This is a genomic window from Undibacterium sp. GW821-FHT07F11 (genome assembly GCF_059418665.1).
Genome location: NZ_JBWKQH010000001.1, coordinates 373,585 through 394,639 on the forward strand (window position 1 = coordinate 373,585; position 21,055 = coordinate 394,639).

The 21,055-nt window shown below is 52.0% G+C and carries 15 protein-coding genes; 11 read left to right on the forward strand and 4 right to left on the reverse strand.

Annotation, left to right across the window (positions count from 1 at the left end):
• The first annotated feature begins 138 nt into the window (after positions 1-138).
• Positions 139-915 (forward strand): alpha/beta fold hydrolase, encoded by a 777-nt coding sequence (locus AC07OI_RS01625; RefSeq protein WP_495256078.1) that lies wholly within the window; start codon positions 139-141, stop codon positions 913-915.
• 62 nt (positions 916-977) lie between these two features.
• Here the strand turns inward: AC07OI_RS01625 and AC07OI_RS01630 are convergent, their stop codons facing one another.
• Together AC07OI_RS01630 and AC07OI_RS01635 are read right to left on the reverse strand one after the other, a co-directional pair.
• Positions 978-2,423: a protein kinase domain-containing protein gene (locus AC07OI_RS01630; protein WP_495256079.1), complete on the reverse strand. Its 1,446-nt coding sequence runs from the start codon at positions 2,421-2,423 to the stop codon at positions 978-980.
• A 91-nt stretch (positions 2,424-2,514) separates the two neighbouring features.
• Positions 2,515-4,770 carry a hypothetical protein gene (locus AC07OI_RS01635; RefSeq protein WP_495256080.1) on the reverse strand — a complete coding sequence of 752 codons (2,256 nt, stop codon included), beginning with the start codon at positions 4,768-4,770 and terminating at the stop codon, positions 2,515-2,517.
• Positions 4,771-5,208: 438 nt separating this feature from the next.
• Between AC07OI_RS01635 and AC07OI_RS01640 the strand changes: the two genes are divergently transcribed.
• Positions 5,209-5,967 carry a hypothetical protein gene (locus tag AC07OI_RS01640; protein ID WP_495256081.1) on the forward strand — a complete coding sequence of 253 codons (759 nt, stop codon included), beginning with the start codon at positions 5,209-5,211 and terminating at the stop codon, positions 5,965-5,967.
• A gap of 14 nt (positions 5,968-5,981) precedes the next feature.
• On the opposite strand, the gene AC07OI_RS01645 is transcribed toward AC07OI_RS01640, so the two are convergent.
• Positions 5,982-7,472, reverse strand: a complete 1,491-nt coding sequence (locus AC07OI_RS01645; RefSeq protein WP_495256082.1) for an FHA domain-containing protein — start codon at positions 7,470-7,472, stop codon at positions 5,982-5,984.
• 225 nt (positions 7,473-7,697) lie between these two features.
• On the opposite strand from AC07OI_RS01645, the gene AC07OI_RS01650 reads away from it, so the two are divergent.
• The 4 genes from AC07OI_RS01650 to AC07OI_RS01665 all read left to right on the forward strand — a co-directional run bounded on the left by AC07OI_RS01650 (position 7,698) and on the right by AC07OI_RS01665 (position 12,794).
• On the forward strand, positions 7,698-9,101 hold the full coding sequence (locus tag AC07OI_RS01650) for an aspartate kinase (protein ID WP_495256083.1): 1,404 nt from the start codon (positions 7,698-7,700) through the stop codon (positions 9,099-9,101).
• A 396-nt stretch (positions 9,102-9,497) separates the two neighbouring features.
• Positions 9,498-10,085, forward strand: a complete 588-nt coding sequence (locus AC07OI_RS01655) for a TetR/AcrR family transcriptional regulator (RefSeq protein WP_492703923.1) — start codon at positions 9,498-9,500, stop codon at positions 10,083-10,085.
• Positions 10,086-10,314: 229 nt separating this feature from the next.
• A complete protein-coding gene (locus AC07OI_RS01660; protein WP_495256084.1) occupies positions 10,315-11,379 on the forward strand; it encodes an alkene reductase in 1,065 nt (354 codons plus the stop codon).
• A 251-nt stretch (positions 11,380-11,630) separates the two neighbouring features.
• Positions 11,631-12,794: a glycerophosphodiester phosphodiesterase gene (locus tag AC07OI_RS01665; protein WP_492703925.1), complete on the forward strand. Its 1,164-nt coding sequence runs from the start codon at positions 11,631-11,633 to the stop codon at positions 12,792-12,794.
• 51 nt (positions 12,795-12,845) lie between these two features.
• On the opposite strand, the gene AC07OI_RS01670 is transcribed toward AC07OI_RS01665, so the two are convergent.
• Positions 12,846-13,667, reverse strand: a complete 822-nt coding sequence (locus AC07OI_RS01670; RefSeq protein ID WP_492703926.1) for a dienelactone hydrolase family protein — start codon at positions 13,665-13,667, stop codon at positions 12,846-12,848.
• A 231-nt stretch (positions 13,668-13,898) separates the two neighbouring features.
• Here AC07OI_RS01670 and AC07OI_RS01675 point away from each other — a divergent pair, with 231 nt between their 5' ends.
• The 5 genes from AC07OI_RS01675 to AC07OI_RS01695 all read left to right on the forward strand — a co-directional run bounded on the left by AC07OI_RS01675 (position 13,899) and on the right by AC07OI_RS01695 (position 20,958).
• Entirely contained in the window at positions 13,899-15,395 is a 1,497-nt protein-coding gene (locus AC07OI_RS01675; RefSeq protein WP_495256085.1) for an ABC transporter permease/substrate-binding protein, read from the forward strand.
• A 500-nt stretch (positions 15,396-15,895) separates the two neighbouring features.
• Positions 15,896-17,128, forward strand: a complete 1,233-nt coding sequence (locus AC07OI_RS01680) for an ABC transporter substrate-binding protein (RefSeq protein WP_495256086.1) — start codon at positions 15,896-15,898, stop codon at positions 17,126-17,128.
• An 18-nt stretch (positions 17,129-17,146) separates the two neighbouring features.
• Positions 17,147-17,863: a response regulator gene (locus AC07OI_RS01685; RefSeq protein ID WP_492703929.1), complete on the forward strand. Its 717-nt coding sequence runs from the start codon at positions 17,147-17,149 to the stop codon at positions 17,861-17,863.
• Positions 17,864-17,873: 10 nt separating this feature from the next.
• Positions 17,874-19,322 (forward strand): ATP-binding protein, encoded by a 1,449-nt coding sequence (locus AC07OI_RS01690; protein WP_495256087.1) that lies wholly within the window; start codon positions 17,874-17,876, stop codon positions 19,320-19,322.
• A gap of 415 nt (positions 19,323-19,737) precedes the next feature.
• Complete coding sequence (locus AC07OI_RS01695; protein WP_492704154.1) at positions 19,738-20,958, forward strand: ABC transporter substrate-binding protein; 1,221 nt, start codon at positions 19,738-19,740, stop codon at positions 20,956-20,958.
• Positions 20,959-21,055: the final 97 nt, after the last annotated feature.

Genomic DNA, 21,055 nt, shown 5'->3' on the forward strand with positions numbered 1-21,055 from the left:
ACTTGCGCGCTAATTATTAGCGCGCTATTATTCACAACATGGCAAAGCGCAAAAGACGGGAAATGCCATTCAAATACTTAGCGCGCTAACTAATTTTTAATAATTTTATTTTTTAACTATTTTTTGAAAGTCATTATCATGAAACACATCAGCAAAACTGCATTGATCTCATCTGTTGCTTTGACTGCGGCACTGTCCGCTGCTGTACTGCCAGGCCATGCATTGGCCGCCTCCAGCAGCGACACCACGGTTGTCCTGGTACACGGCGCTTTTGCCGACGGTTCGAGCTGGAACCAGGTTACCCCATTCTTGCAGGCTAAAGGCCTGAAGGTCGTCGCCGTGCAAAACCCTTTGTCTTCGCTGGCTGATGATGTGGCTGCGGTGCAGCGTGTAGTCGATGCACAGACTGGCAAGGTAGTGCTGGTGGGTCACTCATGGGGTGGTGCAGTCATTACACAGGCTGGCAGCAGCGACAAGATCAAGGCATTGGTGTATGTGGCCGCCTTTGCGCCATCTGAAGGTGAAGCACTGGGCGGACTTGGTAAAGATTACCCTGTCCCGCCAGGTATCGCTACTCTGAAACCTGATGCGAATGGCAACCTGGAATTGTCACCAGAATCATTTGCGACCAACTTTGCGCAAGATGTGCCAAAAGAAAAAACAGCGGTGCTGGCAACCACACAAGGCCTGCTGCCAGCCAAGGTATTTGGTGAACCAGTGACCTTCGCTGCCTGGAAAAACAAACCAAATCATTACATCGTCGCCAGTAAAGACCGCATGATAGATCCAGGTTTGCAAGCGGCGTTTGCGAAAAAGATCAATGCCGTGACAACGACACTGCCAACCAGCCATGTGCCTATGCTGTCCCAGCCTAAAGCTGTTGCTGATGCGATTCTGGCTGCAGTCAAGAATTAAGCGATTACATTGAATTGCTGCGGGGGCCTGTGCCGTTATCAGCGGTGTGGGCCCTTTTGCATTCAGGCTGTCATGCCTGGCATTTGCCCGTTATCGCTACCAGTATTGCGGCTGATTGCGGCCAGATAGCGTTGTGCTTCTTCCCAAGTGATGAGGGTGTCGGTGGGGGCGTCTGCATGACGGCCTGCGGCTACCGCTGTCATTGCCTCGTCCTGCAAGCGCTTTTGCTCTTGCTGTTCTTTGTATTGTCTTAGCTGCTCATCTTTCTGGCGGCGCTGGGCATCTTCTATGGCATGCAGTCGGTTCTGCCGCTCTATGAGGGCACGCAAGGCTGCACTGGCCTGCTCGCGCCTTTGTTTTTCCAGTTCCTTGCGTTGCCGTCTTTGCTCTGCCCGCTGGCGGGCGGCGGCTTCTATCAGTGATTCCTTGACTTCAGCCTGTGGCCTGATAGTGCCAGATGCCTTGACCGGCATTGCATTGGTGAGAGGTTTGGCCGCAGCCTGCAGAGTTTGCAGTAGCGCACGGACACTGGCAGGGCGCTGATCTGGCTGGATGGCAAAGCCGCTTTGCAAGACTTGCCATTGGGCGGCATTCAGTGCGGCTGGCTGTATCGGTTGCTGCTGAGGGTGGCGATATTCGCCAAAAGGCATCGCCGCTTCCAGCATCTGATAAATCATGACAGCAACGGCATATACATCAAGACCGGGGCTGTGCTGGTGGCTGCCAGCTTCTGGCGCTCGGTAACCTGCGGTACCCGCATAGGGTGAGCGCGAGGGCGTCATGCTGGTGGAGATGAGTCCGGCCTGAGTATGGCTGCGCAAACGGGCCGAGATACCAAAGTCCAGCAATTTGATATCGCCTGCCTTGGTCAGCAAGAGATTGCCGGGTTTAAGATCACGGTGCACGAGTTTGTGCTTGCACCATGCATAGTCCAGGGCATCTGCCACGGGGCTGAGCATGTCCAGCACTTGCTTGAGGCTGCAGCGCGTATGTTTGATGAGGTAGTTTTCCAGATCATGCCCATCCAGGTATTCCATGATGATGAAATAACTATTGGTGGCAGGATCGCGTGCCCAGTCATATACCCGCACGATATGTTCATGCGCGAGCCTGCGTACCAGCGATGCTTCTTCCACCAGCAGGCGCGCATGCAGAGCACTCTGGGTAAGCTGTGGCGGCAAAATCTTTAGCGCAACCGTCTCGCTATGGCCAAGCTCAGCCTGGGTTGCCAGGTCACTGGCTTGCCACACCTGGCCCATGCCGCCCTGCCCCAGGAGTTTTTCCAGTCGATAGCGTTTGGAAACACCACCTACTTCCTGCCCCGCCAGAAAACCCAGATCAGTGCCCTGTGCAGTTTCTTGCGCGGCTTTACTGGTCTGCCTGGAAATGGCAGGGGCAAGCTCATTATCGAGAATAGCGTCTTTGCGTTGCTTGAATTCGTCTTCTGTGAGCAGGCCTTCATCCAGCAATGCGCGCAATTCACGGATTTTTTGTAGTGGCGTTTGCATTATCAGGGGCTGCGTTCTTCAAATGGGTGTAGGGCTAGGGGTATAGGGCTTAAGATCAATTTTTGCTGTGCTTGACTACATTTTTAATTACTCATTTTCTGCCTGCCTGGCCCGACTGTGCTACACGGCTGCCCAGGTTTTGCGCCATGCTGAGATCTATCTCATGGCGTCTTTGCTGCTCAGCTTCTCTTTGCCCGCGTTCATCCTGTATGCGCTCTTGCAGCATCTTGACGGCCTGTTCCCATGTCATGCCTTGCTGCGCGCTGGCCAAGGCACTCATGGCATGAGCAGCATGTTCTGAACTGCCCGCCTGCATGGCGAGGATTTGTTCAGCCGTCAGGCTGGCTTGTGCCTGCACCTTGACGATCTCGGCCAGTGCAATCGCATTGGCCGGATCTGCAGTGGCGATCTTGCCGGTTTCGCTGAAGTTGGCGATGGCGTTCATGCGTTCTATGGCGATGCGTGCCAGCAAGGCATCATGTGCCTGCTCTGCCTGACGTTGTTCACGTTCCAGGCTGAGTCTGGCGAACTTGTCGGCGCGCTCTGCTTCTGCCAGTTGCAGTTCTTTTTTCCAGCGGCGTTCATCGTCTTGCTGTTTGAGTTGCTGGCGCAGGGTTTCCACCTCTACCTCGGCCAGCCTGGCCTGATGCTGTTGCTGCTGCGTTTGTTGCTCAAACAGGGCATGGGCTTTCAAGGTCGTCAGCAATTTTTCATGCTGGGCCATGGCATCAGCCTGGCTGTCGTTGCGCTTGATGCCATTGATCTTTTCCTGCACCTGGTTGAGTTTGAATTCGGTATCCACATCGCTGATGCTGTCTTCACGTTGCAACGCACGTGTGCGTTGCTGGTGCAGCTCTTCTTCCCATGCCTGTATGCGTTGGAACTCCCTGGCCTTGGCTTCTGCTTCTATGCTGATCAGTATCAGGCGGTTTTTTTTTTCTTCATCTTCCAGTTCCTGCTCACGGCGTGCCAACTGGTTTTGCTTGTGACGTAATAATTCTGTCTGGGCTTTTTGCTGTTCCTGGTCAGCGATCAGGCTGGCTTGCGCAAACTCGTGTTCGAGCTGGAATTTTTTTAACTGATGCTGGATTTTTTGCTGCATCAGTTGCGCAGCTTCCTTACCCTGCAGTTGGGTGATTTCTGATTCTGAACGCATCTTGATGCGCGCCATCGTGCGTATATGCAGCCACTGGTCTGCCTCATTCTGGCGGTGTTCAGATTTTTGTTTGAGACTGTGCTCCAGTTCTTTGATGGTGTCTGCGGCACCACGTTCCAGCGCATGCTTGCGGGTGGCAGCATCGGCAATGCGGCCATACAGTTCCAGCTCACGCGCGCGTATGGTTTGCAGTCGCTCATTTTCATCCTGACGCAACTTGGCGCGGCTCAGGCGTTTTTTGGCGTTCTCTGCCTGGCCTTGCATGTGCAGCCAGCCCAGATCCTTGCCAAATTGCTGACGCATTTCTTCATGGCGATAACGCAAGCGGATTTGTTCTTCCTGTCTGGCGATCTTTTGCCATTCACTATTGGTATAGAGTGCGTCGATGAGCTTGCTTTGTTCCAGCCTGGCGCGCTGACCATCGATGATCAGATGCATGCTGCCTATCTTTTCACTCAGCTTTTCCCTATCATCCGTCAGTTTGTCGTGCCGCACTTCGCGAGTGACAGCCTGGGTCGCGACGAAACCATATTCTGCAATGGACAGATTCAGGGTAGACAACAGACGTTCATCCAGTTGCTGGCGCAGATGGGCATTGTCTTGCAAGTCCCGCAAGGATTGAGCGCCCAGAAATTCAAGCGCAATTTGACGCACCATGGGTTCCAGCAATTGTTGCAGTTGCTGGCAGGTGATGATACCGGGCGCAGCCATGAAATGCTTGGCAAACGCAGGTACATCAGCAATCTTGACGCTGATGACAAACTTGGCCGCGATAGCCAGAAATTCAGCGGTATGCAGATCTTCAAAACTGAATAGCAGGGCAAAGGGATTCAGGCGCGTCAATAAAACTTCTGCCGCTTTGTCTGTCTGCAAACCCATGAGCTGGCTGCTGATGTCCTGTCCAATGTAATCGCCTGCCAGCAATTCTACAAACTGGCCTTCTTGCAATATATAGGCGCGGGCGCTGACGGGTATATGCAAATCTTGTTTACTGATGCTACTGAGCGGACGTACGCCAAAATACATGGCGACCTCGTTCTCTTTGGGCAGCCAGCGATTGTGGCGCAAGATCGTCTCGTGCTGCGGGCTGCTCAACATCAGGCCGCAATGCGTGCAATAAATTGCATCTTGTATATTGTTATGGTCGCACTGAGGGCATTTGAGTTTGGAACTGGCAAAGATGCTGAACATGGGAACTCCTTCAATCGCTGCGCGGTGCGGGGATGAGGGAATATCATGCACCTGAGCAAAAATGGTAGCACCGGGGGTGGATTTGAAAGACGCGAACAGAAGGAGGATTTGGGCTTAGATCGCGCTATGGATGGTTTTGATAATATCTGTCAGTACAGTGGTGTAAAGTAAATTGCATGCCTCACATATAACTTTCTGCTGGGCATTTTTTTGATTGCTCATATTTTTTACCGGCGATTGCATCAAGAATTTCCAGCCCTTGCAAACCAGACATCATTTGCAATTATTCACATTGAGCAACAATCAGCTTAAAGCTATCAATACCGGTGACATCTATTATTTATTAGTATTTATAATACTGTGCTCATCATGGTTGTATCTACATGCCCCCAGTTCTATTACTCGCCACACAATAAAATTCTTGTTGATTATTAATACATGAAAAATTCCCGACCATTTTTACTGTTATTGAGTGTTTCCTTGTTGGCGTCTGTCAGCCATGCAGCTGATAAGGAGCTTGGTACTTTGCTCATGTCGGGAGAATGGCGGCAGGAGGCGGGAAGTTACGGCGTGCCCCAGCAGTTTGAAAAAATATTACCTGCCAAATGGCCGGGAGATCACTGGGTCTCTCTTGAGCTTAAGGAAAACTCACTGGAAATAAGACCCGCATCCAGTAAAGAGAAAATGCCAGACTGGCTGAAGAAAATTGTAGTGCAAATCCCGACCAAGGATCAGCCATCCAACTTTGAGCTTGAGACTATGGATGAGTACGACGGTCTTCAATATCTGCGTGTGCCCGGCGTCCAGTTCAAGCCAGGCAAGCAGCCAGTTTATGTATTCAAAAACGGGACAGGCACTTTACAGCCTCAATTGGATTATCAATACCGGCTGGAATTGAAGGGCGTGCCATTTGGCATGCGCGTCCAAAATGGCTTGAAAGGGAAAAACGGCGCAGCTTATGGAGAAGGGGCAACTTACTTCATTGAATATGCTGGCAAGAAATTTGAATATGCGCTGGGTTACTTCGGCTGGGATTCACGCGTAGAAGCCATCGTCGATATGGATGGTGACGGCTTTCCTGATTTTATTATCGCTATCAATGGATCGAACAGTAGCGGCAGGTTTGTTTTATTGTCTTCTACTGCAAAACCCGGAAAGAACGCACCGACTGCATCGCTACACAATTGGGGATGTTGAGCTTGCCTGTCGTTTTATTGACTGCTATCTGGATATGCCGAGCTTAAATAACGACAACCTGCAGGTAACTGGGCGAGTGCTCTTAAATCTGCAAGCCCATCCAGTCTGGTGTCTTGCAAAGTAAGCACGTCTCTATGCCAGAAGCCACCCTGGAAATGAAATATCACTGGTAATCCTTCTGATAAATTTTGCGCTGAAGGCACAGTTCTGGTTTCCGGCTTAATCAGGTAGAGCAGGCTACTACCTGCACCGGCAGCCGCATCACCAAGAATGACGGCATGCGGCAGTATTGCCATGACTTGCAATTGGACTATGCCCCTGACGCTGGCACAGAACTCGATTAGCATGCCTGTGCGCAAAGCATAGGCATGGTCTTTTTCCATCGCCATGCCATCAAGCAAAGTGCCATAGCGTGATACATCAGTGATTTCTGCGCCCATCCCCTTTCTGCCGATGATGGCGTGACGCGCGCTGATGCGACGGGTCAGCCTGGCGTTTTCTGCTGCGCTGTTGGCACGATGACTTAGCAGGATGTCAGCTTGTGGATGTTGCTCCATACGGCCAAGCACATACTCATCCAGGGCAAAGAGATGGATATTGCTGTGTGGCTGGGTCTGGTCTGCTGTCAGGCTGGCCCATTTTGTTGTTGCTGCGATTGACTTACTTGTTGGCTTACCTATTGGCTTGCTCGTTACTGGTCTGGCTGGCGGATTTTGCTCAGGCCTGGCAGGGCTGGCAATTGCCGCCGGGGCTTCAGGTTCTGATGCGACTTCCATGAGTTCTTCATCCCAAGCTATCGTCCCCAGGGCGATTTCATATTTGCCCGATGGTGGACGCATGTCCAGTTTGGCTATGGAAGCATCCGTGGCATTGATTTCTATATTCATATTGCCTTGCGCATAGCCGTTCGACTGGCCCAATCCGCTGAGTGTGGCAATTCCACCATCTTCCGCTATGACCCTGATATTCTTTTGAGCTGCTAAAAACACACTGTGGATTTCTGTCAGCGTGGCATCGGCGCGTGGGATGAAGATGACACTGGTACATAGCCATTTGCGCCTGGCTCCTGGCGTTTGCTCATGCGACAAACTGATATCAATAGGGTATTGCCCATGCTCTTTGTTCTTGGATGAAAAGCTGAGCAACAAGGGTTGCCATAACCCAGAGGCAGTACGCGACAAGCGCAGCTTTGCGGCACCCGCGGCGATAAGTTCGCAATGTAATTGCACTTCTATGATAGTGACATCTGCTGGCAACATGCCGCGCAGCTCCAGTCTGATGGTTTGACGGCCACCTGCAGCACGCGGGTCATAGCCGCTGAAGTGCAGATGCAAATTGCCTGGTGCCGCCGTTACACGTTTTTGCGTCAGGCTGCCTGCGGAGGCATTCAGTAACTCCAGCCTGCGGGGACTAACTGCCTGCGCGTGACCTGCTGCACATACGGCTTCACCCTCTGCCACCCAATGCGTGCAATGGGGGTGATGCGGGGTTTGGCATTTTTTCATGATGAGGCAACGGTCATAATACGGGCGATGCTATAACTATAGAGTTAAAGCGCTAGATCAAACGGAGGAATACAGCCGTGTTTTGCCGCCTGTTTTTTTCACAGGACACTGCAGCCGCGTTGACCTGCCCGGCTCACTGCATTAACCTTGTCGTTTCGATATATGCCATTTCGCATCTTGCGGGATGTCTGTGATCAACACGCTATCCCTGTCCTGGAAATTGCAATGAAAAAAATCGTCGTTAAATTTGGTGGGTCCAACCTGCGCCAACCTGAAGATATCAACCGCGTTGTCAATGTCGTGCAAACTTACCAACAGCCGCTAGTGTTGGTGGTTTCTGCATTTTATGGCATTACCAATGCACTCATCGCTTGCGTGCAGGCTGCACGGGAAGGTGCAGGGACAGCAGCAGCCCTGGCCGAAAGCAAGGATTACACACAAAACCTGCGTGCCCTGAAGAAACAGATACTGGAAGCGAATATCAGCGATGCCACCAACCGGGCGCGTGTAGAAAAAGCATTGTCAGCGCGCCTTGACCAGCTCGACCGTTACCTGACCGGCATACATTGCATAGGTGATGTACCTACCTTCGTCAATGATGCCATCCTCAGTTATGGTGAACGCCTGTCCAGCCTGTTGCTGACTGAAGTCTTGCTCAGCCATGGCATACGGGCGCGTGAAGCCTTGCCGGAAGATATAGGCCTGATCACTGATGGTGTGTTTGGCAATGCTGCCTGCGATTTTGATGCCAGCGCACCTGCAGTCTCGAAAGCATTGCAAGGCAATGAAGTCATCGTCGTGCCTGGCTTTTATGGGGTTGACCGGGACGGCAAGGCCACCCTGTTTGGCCGTGGTGGTTCTGACTACTCGGCGGCATCCATCGCCTGCTGCATAGGCGCAGAATCACTGGATGTATGGAAGGACGTGGATGGCTTCCTCAGTGCCGACCCAGGCACGGTGAGCGCACCGCATACGATTACGCAATTGAATTATCTGGAAGCGGCAGAGCTGTCTTACTTCGGTGCCAAGATCTTGCATCCGCGCACGGTAGAACCCTTGTTTGACCAGAATATCCCTATCCGCATCTTGAACATCACCCGCCCTGAGCGTGGTCTCGTGCCTTATACCATCATCAATGCACAACGCAAGGTGACACGCGATGTGGTGAAGAGTGTGACCTCGACAGAAGACGTGGCGATACTGAAACTGCATGGGCCAGGCGTGGGATTCAAACCCGGCATCCTGGCGCAGGTAACCAATACTCTGGATGCAAATGGCATCAATATCAAGAGCGTGCTGACGGCGCAGACTGCCATCAATATCCTGGTATCCCGTGATCATCTCGATGCTGGCTATGCGGCACTGGTAGAGCATCATCTGGCCGGTGTGGTGGAAGTATCGCGCAACGCTGACGTGGCCATTGTCGCTGTGGTTGGTGACGGCGTGCTGGAAGCGTCTGATGTAGGTGGGGCGATTGCCAGCCGTGCCTTGTCGGCGGCGATTGCAGCTGGCGTGCATGTCTGCCTCGCGGCTGCGGGTGCCAGCGAGGTGGCTGCTTATATGCTGGTGCAGCAGGAGGACAGAAAGCTGGCGTTGCAGGCGATACATGCTGAGTTTTTTGGGGGGTGAGGGCTGGGGGGCTAGCAGCTTTTTTTCGTTAAAAGATAAGTTTTTGATGCACTGGGTCAAAAAAATAGCTTTGACGAACAACCGACGACACTAGGCTCCAGCCTGCGCTGGAGCGACGAAGCAGGGGTTAGTCGCGTTGCACAGGCCTTGAGCTTTTGCTCTCAAAACGAGGACGGTTCTGGTATTACTCAAACTCTCAAATTCGTCGCTCCAGCGCAGGCTGGAGCCCAGCGGCGTTTATTGCCAACCAATCAAGCAGCTCAATATGAGCGGCCTATGACATCCGCGCTCAAAAAATTGACTAATCCCATTTACTGCTCTCGCTCCTTTTCGACACATTTTTTTCGGCAAAAAAATCACTAGACGACTGGTCTAATTTGTTTTAGAATCCAAACCATGAACACTCCGCGCACCGATGTCAGGCAACACATCCTCGATACAGCCAAGCCCATTATCCTGGGCAAAGGCTTTTCCGTGGTCGGCCTGAATGAGGTGTTGAAGGCAGCAGCCGTACCCAAGGGTTCGTTTTATCATTATTTCAAGTCCAAGGAATTGTTTGGCGAAGCCTTGCTGGATGATTATTTTGCCGGTTACCTGGCGGCGGTTGATGTCGTACTGAAAAATCCGGATATACCGGCAGCCAAGCGCCTCATGCGTTACTGGCAGGGCTGGTTACCGGAGCGCCCGGGTGAAAGTGTGCAATGCCAGTGCCTGGCGACCAAGCTCGGTGGTGAAGTATCAGACTTGTCTGAAGCCATGCGTCTAGCCTTGCAACATGGCACGGACAGTATTATTGCCAGGCTGGCAGATTGCATGCGTGAAGGTATTGTCGATGGTTCGCTGCCTGCGGACCTCGATGCAGACCATTGCGCACTGACCTTGTATCAAATGTGGCTGGGTGCCGCCCTGTTGACCAAAATGCGGCGCGACATGAGTGCGCTGGAAAGTGCGATGCTGGCTACCCGCAAGATGCTCAAGTTGTAAAACCCTGAACCTGACACTCCAAGCGAATTCCCGTTAGTGAACATTTTACAAAGAATATATTGTTATAAGTTTTTTCTAGACGACCAGTCTAATTTTTATCTTGAAGTACCCTGGGTTGGCTACACATAGAGTTCTGAATTTGCTTGCCAATCAAGTTTTGTCATAAGTTTGCCCACAAGTTTTTTTGCTGCTCCATACAGCTCCAATCGCCCAATAAAGGAATTAAGAAATGTTATTCAATCCTCTGCAAACCGGTTCTGTTTCCCTCGCCAACCGCATCCTGATGGCCCCGCTGACACGCGCACGTGCTGATGCAGGTCATATGCCCAACGCTCTGATGGCCGAATACTATAGCCAGCGCGCTACCGCAGGCCTGATCGTGACTGAGTGCACGATGGTGGCTGAAAATACATCCGCCTTCTATGCCGAACCTGGCATCTACAATGCCGAGCAAATCAATGCATGGAAACAAGTGACTGAAGCAGTGCACGCCAAAGGTGGCAAGATCTTCATGCAGATCTGGCACGCAGGCCGCGCTGCTGTCCCTGCATTCAACAATGGTGTCGAAAACGTAGGCCCAAGTGCCATCGCGATTGACAGCGAAGTGCATACGCCAAACGGTAAAGTGCCAAATGCAGTTCCACGCGAATTGCGTCTGGATGAAATCCCTGCCCTGGTTGCGGCTTATGCACAAGGCGCAAAAAATGCGATTGCTGCAGGCTTTGATGGCGTAGAAGTTCATGGCGCGAACGGTTACCTGATCGACGAGTTCCTGCGTGACAGCGCCAACCAGCGCACTGATAGCTATGGCGGCCCGATAGAAAACCGCGCACGCTTTTTGTTTGAAGTATTGACTGCAGTCAGTGCCGCAATTGGTTCAGATAAAGTTGGCCTGCGTCTGTCCCCTATCAACAGCTATAACAGCATGAAAGACAGCGATCCGCTGGCTTTGATTTCATATCTGACGACACGTCTGAATGAATTCAACCTGGCCTATTTGCATGTTATGCGTTCTGACTTTTTCCAGGCACAGACTGGTGATGTATTGACGATAGCACGTACCAATTACAAAGGCGTGTTGATCGGTAATATGGGTTACAACGCCGATGAAGCAACACAAGCTCTCAGTAATAATACACTGGATGCCGTAGCTTTCGGCACCAGCTTCCTGGCCAACCCTGACCTGCCTGCACGTATCAAACAAGGCGCGGCCTTGAATGCACCTGATGCAGCGACTTTCTATACACCGGGTGCAAAAGGCTATACGGATTATCCTAGCCTGCAAGCTGCATGATGCGCTACATGTAATACAGCCCAAGTAATGCAGATCAAGTAATACGGTAAAAGGCCGACCATTATGGTTGGCCTTTTTCATTTTCTTTTGAAGAAACAGAGGTGCAACAGTTTGTAAGATATTTCTCCAAGTCATCATCTGGTAATTCTTAAGCCTTACATTCCTGCCAACGCCAACATGATGGCAGCGAAGCATATCTGGCCAATTGCACTGGCCTCATTTTCTTGTAATGAATCTCGAGGAATACTTTGATGAGACACTTATCCAAACACACTGCACGCTTGCTGTGCGCGGTATTTGCTGGCATGAGCCTGAGCGCCTGTGGTGGCAATAGCAGCGAGCCGGTTGATTTCCAAAATCCAGGTCTGTCCTGGCCACCATTGCCGACGGTAACCGGTCACCGTGGCGCATCGGCACTGCGCCCTGAACATACGCTGGCCTCATATCAGAAAGCGATAGATGACGGTGCCGATATTGTTGAGCCCGATCTGGTTGCCACCAAAGATGGTGTCTTGGTTGCCCGCCATGAAAATGAAATTTCAGGCACCACCAATGTATCGACTCTGCCGCAATTTGCTGCGCGCAAAGCGACCAAGACCATAGATGGCATCCCTGTCACAGGCTGGTTCACTGAAGACTTTACACTGGCAGAATTGAAGACCATACGCGCCAAGGAACGTATCCCGGCGAATCGCCCTGCCAACACGGCTTATGATGGTCAATTTGAAATACCAACGCTGCAAGAAGTGATTGACCTGGTCAAGCAACAGGCCAAAGAAAAGAACCGTGTCATTGGCATTTACCCGGAAACCAAGCACCCGACTTATTTCAAATCCATAGGCCTGCCTCTGGAAAAACGCCTGGTTGATGTGCTCGTAGCGAATGGCTACAAAGGCAAAAATGCAGCGGTCTTCATTCAGTCTTTTGAAGTGACGAACCTGAAAGAATTACGCAGCATGACAGAGATGCGTCTGGTGCAACTGGTCGATAATCCACTGAACCCGCCAGTCAATGGCGTACCACGCAATGCGCCATATGATTTCATCGCCGCTGGCAGCAGCCGTACTTATGCTGACCTCGTCACACCGGCAGGCCTGAAAGAAATCGCACAGTATGCCGATGCAGTGTCACCGTACAAGGAAGTCATCATCCCGCGTGACGCCAAGAATGAACTGGGTGCGACTACCAGTTTTGTCGCCGATGCCCATGCTGCGGGTTTGAAAGTCCATACCTGGACACTGCGCCCGGAAAATCCTTTCCTGCCAGTTAGCATGCGCATTGGCGATGCCAGTTCGCTGACGCAACGTGGTGACTCTATCGCAGAAATCACTGCTTATTTGAAAGCCGGTATTGATGGTTTCTTTACCGATGATCCAGCCGTTGGCCGCGCAGCAGTGACGGCATTCAAAAAGTAAACATCTGAAGACAGTGAATGAAAATGCCTGGATCTTGGTCCAGGCATTTTTTTATGCATTTTTTTCTTGCGCCTGTTTCAAGCGATGGGCAAAGAAAGCAAGTATTTCATCCCGTGCAGCGATGGTCGGTTGCCCTGCTTCATCTATCAGGTGCGCCGTGACCACGCTATGCGGTGTTGTTACGTAGCGCCTGAAGAAGGGCGCAGTATCCTGATTGGCAGCACTATCTGGCAATACCTTGCCAACGAATCTCCCACCCAAAGCTTCTGAAAATGCCGCAAAGCGCTGGGCGCGGCAAAATGCGTCGCCCGCAAAACGGTAAGCCATGACAGTCAGATCTTCTGCTTCCAGGCGCTGGCGCACAGCTTGCAAGTCGGCAGCGTCTATGCCCGTACCTGCCGGATCATCCATCGGTAAAGATGGCTGCGACACTACCGGTGCAAGTACTGCTGGTTCCAGCATCATGGACAAAGCAAAATTGCCGGTGAAGCACATGCCTATCGCCCCCACACCGGGGCCACCAGATTCTTCATGAGCAAACCTTGCCAGCGCCCTCAGCCATAGCGTGACAGGGCTGGTCCCTTTACCTGCAAAGGCGCGGAATTCTGCACTGACACAGGTTTTCTGGAACACCGCCGCTCCCTCCTCCGCGGATGCCACCACACCATCGCGCCCAAACAGCGAAGGCATATACACAGTAAAACCCGCATCACGCACCCAGCGCGCAAAGCGTGCCACATGCGGGCTGATGCCGGGCATCTCTGTCATGACGATGACGGCGGGCCCTGTGCCAGCGACATAGACACGCTTGCTGACCTCATTGAGCGTGATCTCGCGTGCGCTGAAGTCAATGAGTGGGTCATCGGCATGCATGTTCTGTTTAGTGCTAAATGTGTTTCCTGCAATTGATATGTGGGTGGTTCCTGCGCTTTGCATGGTGGCTCCTGATTTATCTGGAGCTTGCAGTGTAGGTCTGCGTCAGAAACAAGAATAGCGGCGGTTCAGCCAGAATCAGGGCGGAATTGGACATTGGCAAACGCCATGTAGAATACAAGGTAAATATTCCATCGCAGTTTCGATCACAATTTAGTGGAGCGCAAACCCATGCTGATCTGGTGCAGGCTGCAATATCTTTCATCTTTAGCCTTGAAACTGTTATTACTAGGCGCTTTTGCAGTGCAAGCACAGGCTGCGGATACGCTCAAAGTTGGTTCCAAGCGTTTTACTGAATCCTATGTACTGGGCGAGATTTTGACGCAGACTGCGGTTACCCATAATCCTGCATTGCACCAGCAAGGCCTGGGTAATACTGCCATCGTATTCAACGCGCTCAAGAATGGCAGCATTGATATTTATCCAGAATACATGGGTACCATCAATACTGAGATATTGAAGCATGAGAACGCCATCAGCATGCAGGAGATGCAAGTGGAACTGGCTAAACAAGGCCTGGGTGTTGCTGTACCTCTGGGTTTTAATAATACCTACGCGCTGGCGATGCGGCCTGATGCTGAAAATATTAAATCGCTGACTGATCTGACGAAAAGACCTGAATTACGTTTTGGCCTCTCCCATGAATTCTTGGGTCGCGCCGATGGCTGGCCAGGCCTGGTCAAACGTTATCACTTGCCGCAACAAGCCAGTGGACTTGACCATGGCATCGCTTATGAAGCGCTGGCTGCCAAACAAGTAGATGTCATCGATATTTATTCCACCGATGCCAAGATTAAACAACTGGGCTTGCGCGTGCTGGTGGATGATGCAAATTACTTCCCGCGTTATGACGCAGTCTTGCTGTACCGACTGGATGTGCCAACCCGCTTCCCGCAAGCCTGGGCAGCGATACAGAAACTGGAAGGCAAGATAGATAATGCGCAAATGATAGCGATGAATGCGGCGGTAGAAATTGACAGGCAGAGCTTTGCCCAGGCCGCACAGCAATTTGTGGCAAAGTCACCGGCAAGCGTTGAACGCGCAGGCTTCATATCCAAATTATTTGGTACAGAGTTTTTGAAGTTGACCTGGCAGCATCTGACACTGGTATTGCTGTCAGTTACGCTGGCCTGCTTGGTAGGAATCCCACTGGGTATCATCGCTGCCTTTGAACCACGCTTGCGCGAAGTTGTCATGGCTACTGTCGGCATCTTGCAAACCATACCTTCGCTGGCCTTGCTGGCAATGTTGATACCCCTGCTGGGCAGGATAGGTTTTGTACCAGCCCTGATCACTCTGTCGCTGTATGCCTTGCTGCCCATCGTCCGCAACACCTGTGTAGGCCTGGTGCAAGTACCAGCTGGATTACGTCTGGCAGCGCAGGCCCTGGGTCTGTCATCGCGAGACCGCCTGCTGAATATAGACTTTCCGCTGGCCCTGCCCATGATATTGGCGGGTGTTAAGACGGCAGCAGTCATGAGTGTAGGCACGGCAACCATAGCCGCCTTCATTGGTGCCGGTGGTTATGGTGAACGCATCACCATAGGCCTGGCCTTGAATGACAACCAGATGTTGTTGGCAGGTGCCTTGCCTGCAGCAGCTTTGGCTTTGCTGACGCAGTGGGGGTTTGATTTGTTGGAGAGGGTGGTAGTGAGAAAAAGGGATTAATCAAAATGTTGTGCACTGTGACTACTGTAGGTTGGGCTACGGTTTACCAGCCCAACACTCGGCCTAGGAATAACATGTACGTTTATTAAACGCCCAGTGTTGGGCTGATACCCCGTAGCCCAGCCTACAATTTCCACTATTTTATCTCTTGAAAACAACAACTCTGCGAGGCATTGTGTACACAAAGCAAGGGCTTACGCAAAATTGTCCCAGCAAGGCGTGGCGACGAAGACAGTACTTTAGTACGGCTAGGAGCTGCAACGCAGCTGGGGCGGTTTTGCGTAAGCCCGCTGAACAATGCCTACCAGAAAGCAGCCCCCTTTGGTAATATGCATCCGGTTCGATCTTCCTGATCAATCCTGAAAACCTGGTTTCCCTGTTGCAATAACCTGCCCGGAAAAGTTTCTTTGATTTCGCCCACCCATCATGTCGCTGGATCATCACCCGCCAGGCGCTTTGCCAGGGCGGCGGCGCTTGGGGTTTTGTGCGTGGCGTGTTCAATGACGACAATCCATGCAGCCACGCCACAATCCGACAGCACCCTGCAAGTCTTGCACTGGTGGACCTCGGCCAGCGAACGCAAGGCGGCCAGTCTGCTGGCTGCGCGCATGGCGGATGAAGGCATCACCTGGCGCGACGCTGGCATACCCGGTGGTGCGGGCATAGGAGCGGGCAAGGTATTGAAGAGCCGCGTGCTGGCCAATGATGCACCCGAAGTCACGCAAATCATCGGTGTCTCGATACGTGAATGGGCTGACCTGGGTTTCTTACTGGAGCTGGACAAGGTTGCGGCGGCCAACAAATGGAATACCAGTTTCTTCCCGACCATACAAAACCTGATACAGCACCGCAAGCATGTGGTGGCTGCACCGCTAGGCATACACCGTATTAACACCCTGTTTTATAACAAGAAAATATTCAGCACGCTGAAGTTGTCACCACCAGAAAACTGGGATGAACTGGTCGCCGTTGCAGCCAGGCTGAAAGCTGCAGGCCTGATACCACTGGCACAAAGCAGCGAACCCTGGCAGGTTGCCACGCTGTTTGAAAACTTGATACTGGCCGAGGGCGGACCAGAATACCACCGCGAATTATTCGTCAAACAAAACGCTCAGGCCGTCATGGACAAGCGCTTCAGCCATGCGCTGGAACGCTTGCGCCAGATGAAAGGCTGGATGAATAATCCTGTCGATGAACGTCCCTGGACAGAAGTGGTGAAGCAGTTTTCCAAAAACGAAGCCGCGATGATGATCACTGGCGACTGGGTCAAGGGTGAGCTCAATGATGGCGGTTTCGCCACTGATGAAGCTTTCTCTTGCACGGCCATGCCGGGTACGGGCAAATACCATTTGTATAGCGTCGACACTTTTTCGATGTTCACCAACGACTATTCGCGCATCGTTGCGCAAGAAAAACTGGCACGCCTGGTCGCCACGCCAGCAGTGCAGGCTGACTACAATGCCGTCAAGGGCTCGGTATCGGTAAGGCGTGATGCTGACCCGGTTCGTATGGACAGTTGTGCCCGTGCTTCCTGGAACGCCTTTGCCCAAGGGATGACCACGCAAGCTCCTAGCCTGGTACACCGCATGGCTACCGATGAAACCAGCAAGGACGCCATCATTGCTGTAATACATAGATACTTTATCGATGCCACAGTAAGCCCAGCCGACACCCAGGCAAGGCTGGTGGCGATGTACAAGACATTTGGCAATAATAAAAAACAAACTCCATAAAATGTGAGGCAGACAAAGATGACACGCAAAATACTGATAGTCGACGATGACCAGAAAACCCGGGTTTTACTGAAAACCTATCTGGAAAAAAATCAGTATGAAGTCATCCTCTCGCACAATGGCGAGAGCTTTGTGGCTGAATTCAATAGCCAGATGAACCAGTTGTCGCTGGTAATACTCGATGTGATGTTGCCCGACACCGATGGCTTTGCCCTGTGCAAGGTGGTGCGGCAAAAATCAAATATCCCCATCATCATGCTGACTGCCAGTTCAGATGACACTGACCGCATCGTCGGGCTGGAACTGGGTGCAGATGACTACATCGCCAAGCCTTACAATCCGCGTGAACTGCTGGCGCGCATCAAAGCGATCTTGCGTCGCACTGCAACTGCCGATGTGGCAGCGGCACCACGCTATTACCGCTTCCTGGGTTTTACGCTGGACCTTGTTGAGCGCAAGGTCACCGACAATGCCGGTGAGCTTGTAGCGCTGACCGGGCTGGATTATCAGTTGCTGAAGTATTTTGTTGAACACCCTGGCGATGTGCTCGACCGCAATGTGTTGTCAGAAGAAACCCGTGGCCGCGATGCTGGCCCGCTGGACCGTTCACTCGACGTACAGATCAGCCGCTTGCGCCTGCTGCTCAAGGATGACAGCAAGCAACCTACCCTGATCAAGACCGTGCGTGGTGCAGGTTATGTATTTTCTGCCGACGTGAGCGTGGCAAGTGCCTGAACCTGCCATCATGCTTAGGCGTTGGCTACCGCAATCGCTGCTGGGCCGCTTGTCGCTGGTCATGGTGTGCGGCGTGTTGCTGACGCAACTGGTAGGCAGCGCCATCTGGACCACCCAGCAACGCGCCAAGGCCGAGATAGAAGCCACCACGGCTGCGCAATACCTGGCGCATAGTGCATCGAGCGCGATACGTTTTTTCCGCAGCCTGCCGCCTAACTACCGCACAGTGCTGATACAACAATTCCGCGAGATGGGTGGCACACGTTTTTTTGTGCAGGCGAATAATGCCTATGTGCCCATCACAGAAATAGAACCGCAGGCACTGGCACATACGGTATTGGGCAAGGTGGGTTACACCCTCAAGACTGACTTGCCACAATATCCTGAATTCAAAGTCGCCTTTGCCTGGCCAGATCAACTGACCACATCTGCTGAGGGTACCCGCATCACCGATTTGCCCGAAAGCTGGGTACAACATATCTTGCTGATCAAACCTGAACCTGCTCCTGTGCTGGTGATACAAACCGAACTGGAACCGGGCAACTGGTTATACCTGGCGGCCCTGATGCCCAACCCTTATTTTTTGAAGGGCAATGACCCCCTGTCCTTTGACCGCCTGGTCTTGCAGGGGCTGTCACTGGCTGCCGTATTGCTGCTCTCCATCATGGTGGTACGCTGGATCACGCGGCCACTGGCGGCCTTGTCGGATGCCGCCGCTGCCTTTGGCAAAGGTGAGCAAGTACCAGACTTGCCAGAGACAGGCAGCAAGGAATTCATCAATACTGCCCGCGCCTTCAGCGCCATGCGCCAGCGCATACAAAGCTATATCGAAGACCGTGAGCGTCTGTTCATCTCCATTTCACACGATCTGCGCACGCCCATCACACGTCTCAAGCTGCGTTCAGAATTGCTTGATGATGATGTCTTGCGTGGTGAATTTGAAGAAGACCTGGATGACCTTGACATGATGGTCAAGGGCGCATTGCAATGCGTGAAAGATAGCGACATCCATGAAAACCCCACCGAAGTCAGGCTGGACCCGCTGATACGCAGGCTGGTACGCAGTGCCCACCTGGCCAAGCATAATGTGGCGTTTGCAGATTCAGGCGTGACCGTCTATGGTAAACCACTGGCATTGAAACGGGCAATAGGCAATCTGCTCGACAATGCCCTTTACTATGGTGAACGCGCAGAAATCAGCGTGCGTGCGGCTGCTGATAACGTCATCATAGAAGTACGCGACCACGGCCCCGGCGTACCGGAAGATGCCCTGCCCAGCCTGTTTGATCCCTATGTGCGCCTGGTGCATGGCCGCAGCCAGAATGAAAGCGGCATGGGACTGGGCCTGGGCATAGCCCGCAGCGTCATCGAAGCACATGGCGGCACGCTGGTGCTGGAAAACCATATTGAAGGCGGCTTGAAGGCCATCATTACCCTGCCCAACGAAAACGCCGCCTGACCGGGTACTCTCCCCTCTCCATGCTTTCCTGTTTCAGCTTGCCGTGCACGGACAAGCTGGCATCCCTCTGCGCGAATCACAACACCTGAATCCGGACTTTTGTAAAGTTTTGTAAGGAATTCTTAAGTTAAGTTTTGCCAGCTGAGAAATTCACACACCTGCAAATCATCCACATCCTAGCGAACAGCAATGCCAGCGCCAAAACCGGGTAAGGATTTGTAAGCTGTTCACCTGACCAGTTCACACAAACCCTCAATAAATCAATCACTTATAAAAAGACGCACTAAACAGATATGCAAGTGGCATTACATTCATCGCATTGCTAGTATCGGTTTCAAGTAATTCATTTATACCGATTTTTTTCCTGAAAATATTCTTGACAGGGTTTCCCTTGAAGCACTTCCCTCACATCGCCATGTTGTGCGCCACCGCCATGATGAGCAATGCCAATGCTGGCACGCTTGTCCTGGAAAGCTGGCGCGTGGATGACAAGGCCTTGTGGGAAACAGTTCTGATACCAGCATTTGCCAAACGTCATCCCGGCATAGACATACGCTTTACACCTACCACGCCAACAGAATACGACAGCAGCCTGCAAGCACATTTTGTCAACGGCACAGCGGGTGACCTGGTAGCTTGCCGCCCCTTTGATGTATCGCAGTCTTTGTATAACAAAGGCTATCTGGAAAAGCTTGATGGCAAACCTGGCATGGAACATTTTGAAGCTACCGCCCTGCTGGCCTGGCAGACCGATGATGCGAAAACGACTTTTTGCATGCCGGTGGCATCTGTCATCCACGGCTTCTTGTACAACAAAAAAATCTTCAAGAAACTCAATCTGCAAGCACCGAAAACTCAGATGGAATTCTTGGCTGTGCTGGATGCAGTAAAAAAGAATGGCAGCTATGTTCCTCTCGCCTTGGGTACGGCAGAAAAATGGGAAGCCACACAAACCCTGTTCACCAGCATAGGGCCCAACTACTGGCATGGTGAAACTGGCCGCAAGGCACTCATCGCAGGCAAGGCAAAATTTACTGATGCGCAGTATGTCGCCGCCTTTGATTATGCCGCCAAGCTGGGTTCATATCTGCCCAGTACGGCCAGCACACAAACCTATAGTGACAGCCAGCATCAATTCGCTTCGGGCAAGGCTGCGGTCTACCCGGTTGGGTCCTGGGATATCTCTTATTTCAATCAGGTGCAGGGCCTGGACTTTGGTGTATTTGCGCCGCCGGTGCGCGCCACTGGTGACAAGTGCTACATCCTCGATCACATGGACATAGGCATAGGTATCAACAAGAAATCGCGCAATAAAGAAGATGCTTACAAGTTTCTCGAATGGCTGGGCTCGCAAGAATTTGCTGACCTGTATACCAATCGCGTCACCGGATTTTTTTCACTGTCGAATCATCTGATTGCCGTGCGTGACCCGATAGGCAAACAGATGATGGAGTGGCGCACGGCATGTGAATCCAGCATACGTGTCAATGCGCAGATATTGAACCGTGGCCAGCCGAGTATGGAACAGGAATTATGGAATGTGAATGCCGATCTATTGAATGGCACGGTCACAGGCAAGGAAGCCGCGGCAAGAATACAAAACAGTGTTGCAAGTGCATATAAGTTCAAGCGTTAAGATCATACCTCCCCCAAGTCGTATGATTGATTTGCCGACGCCCAGTGCGGCGTCGGCTTTTTTTAGCACTTGATGCAAGTGAAGATTCGAAAAAAAA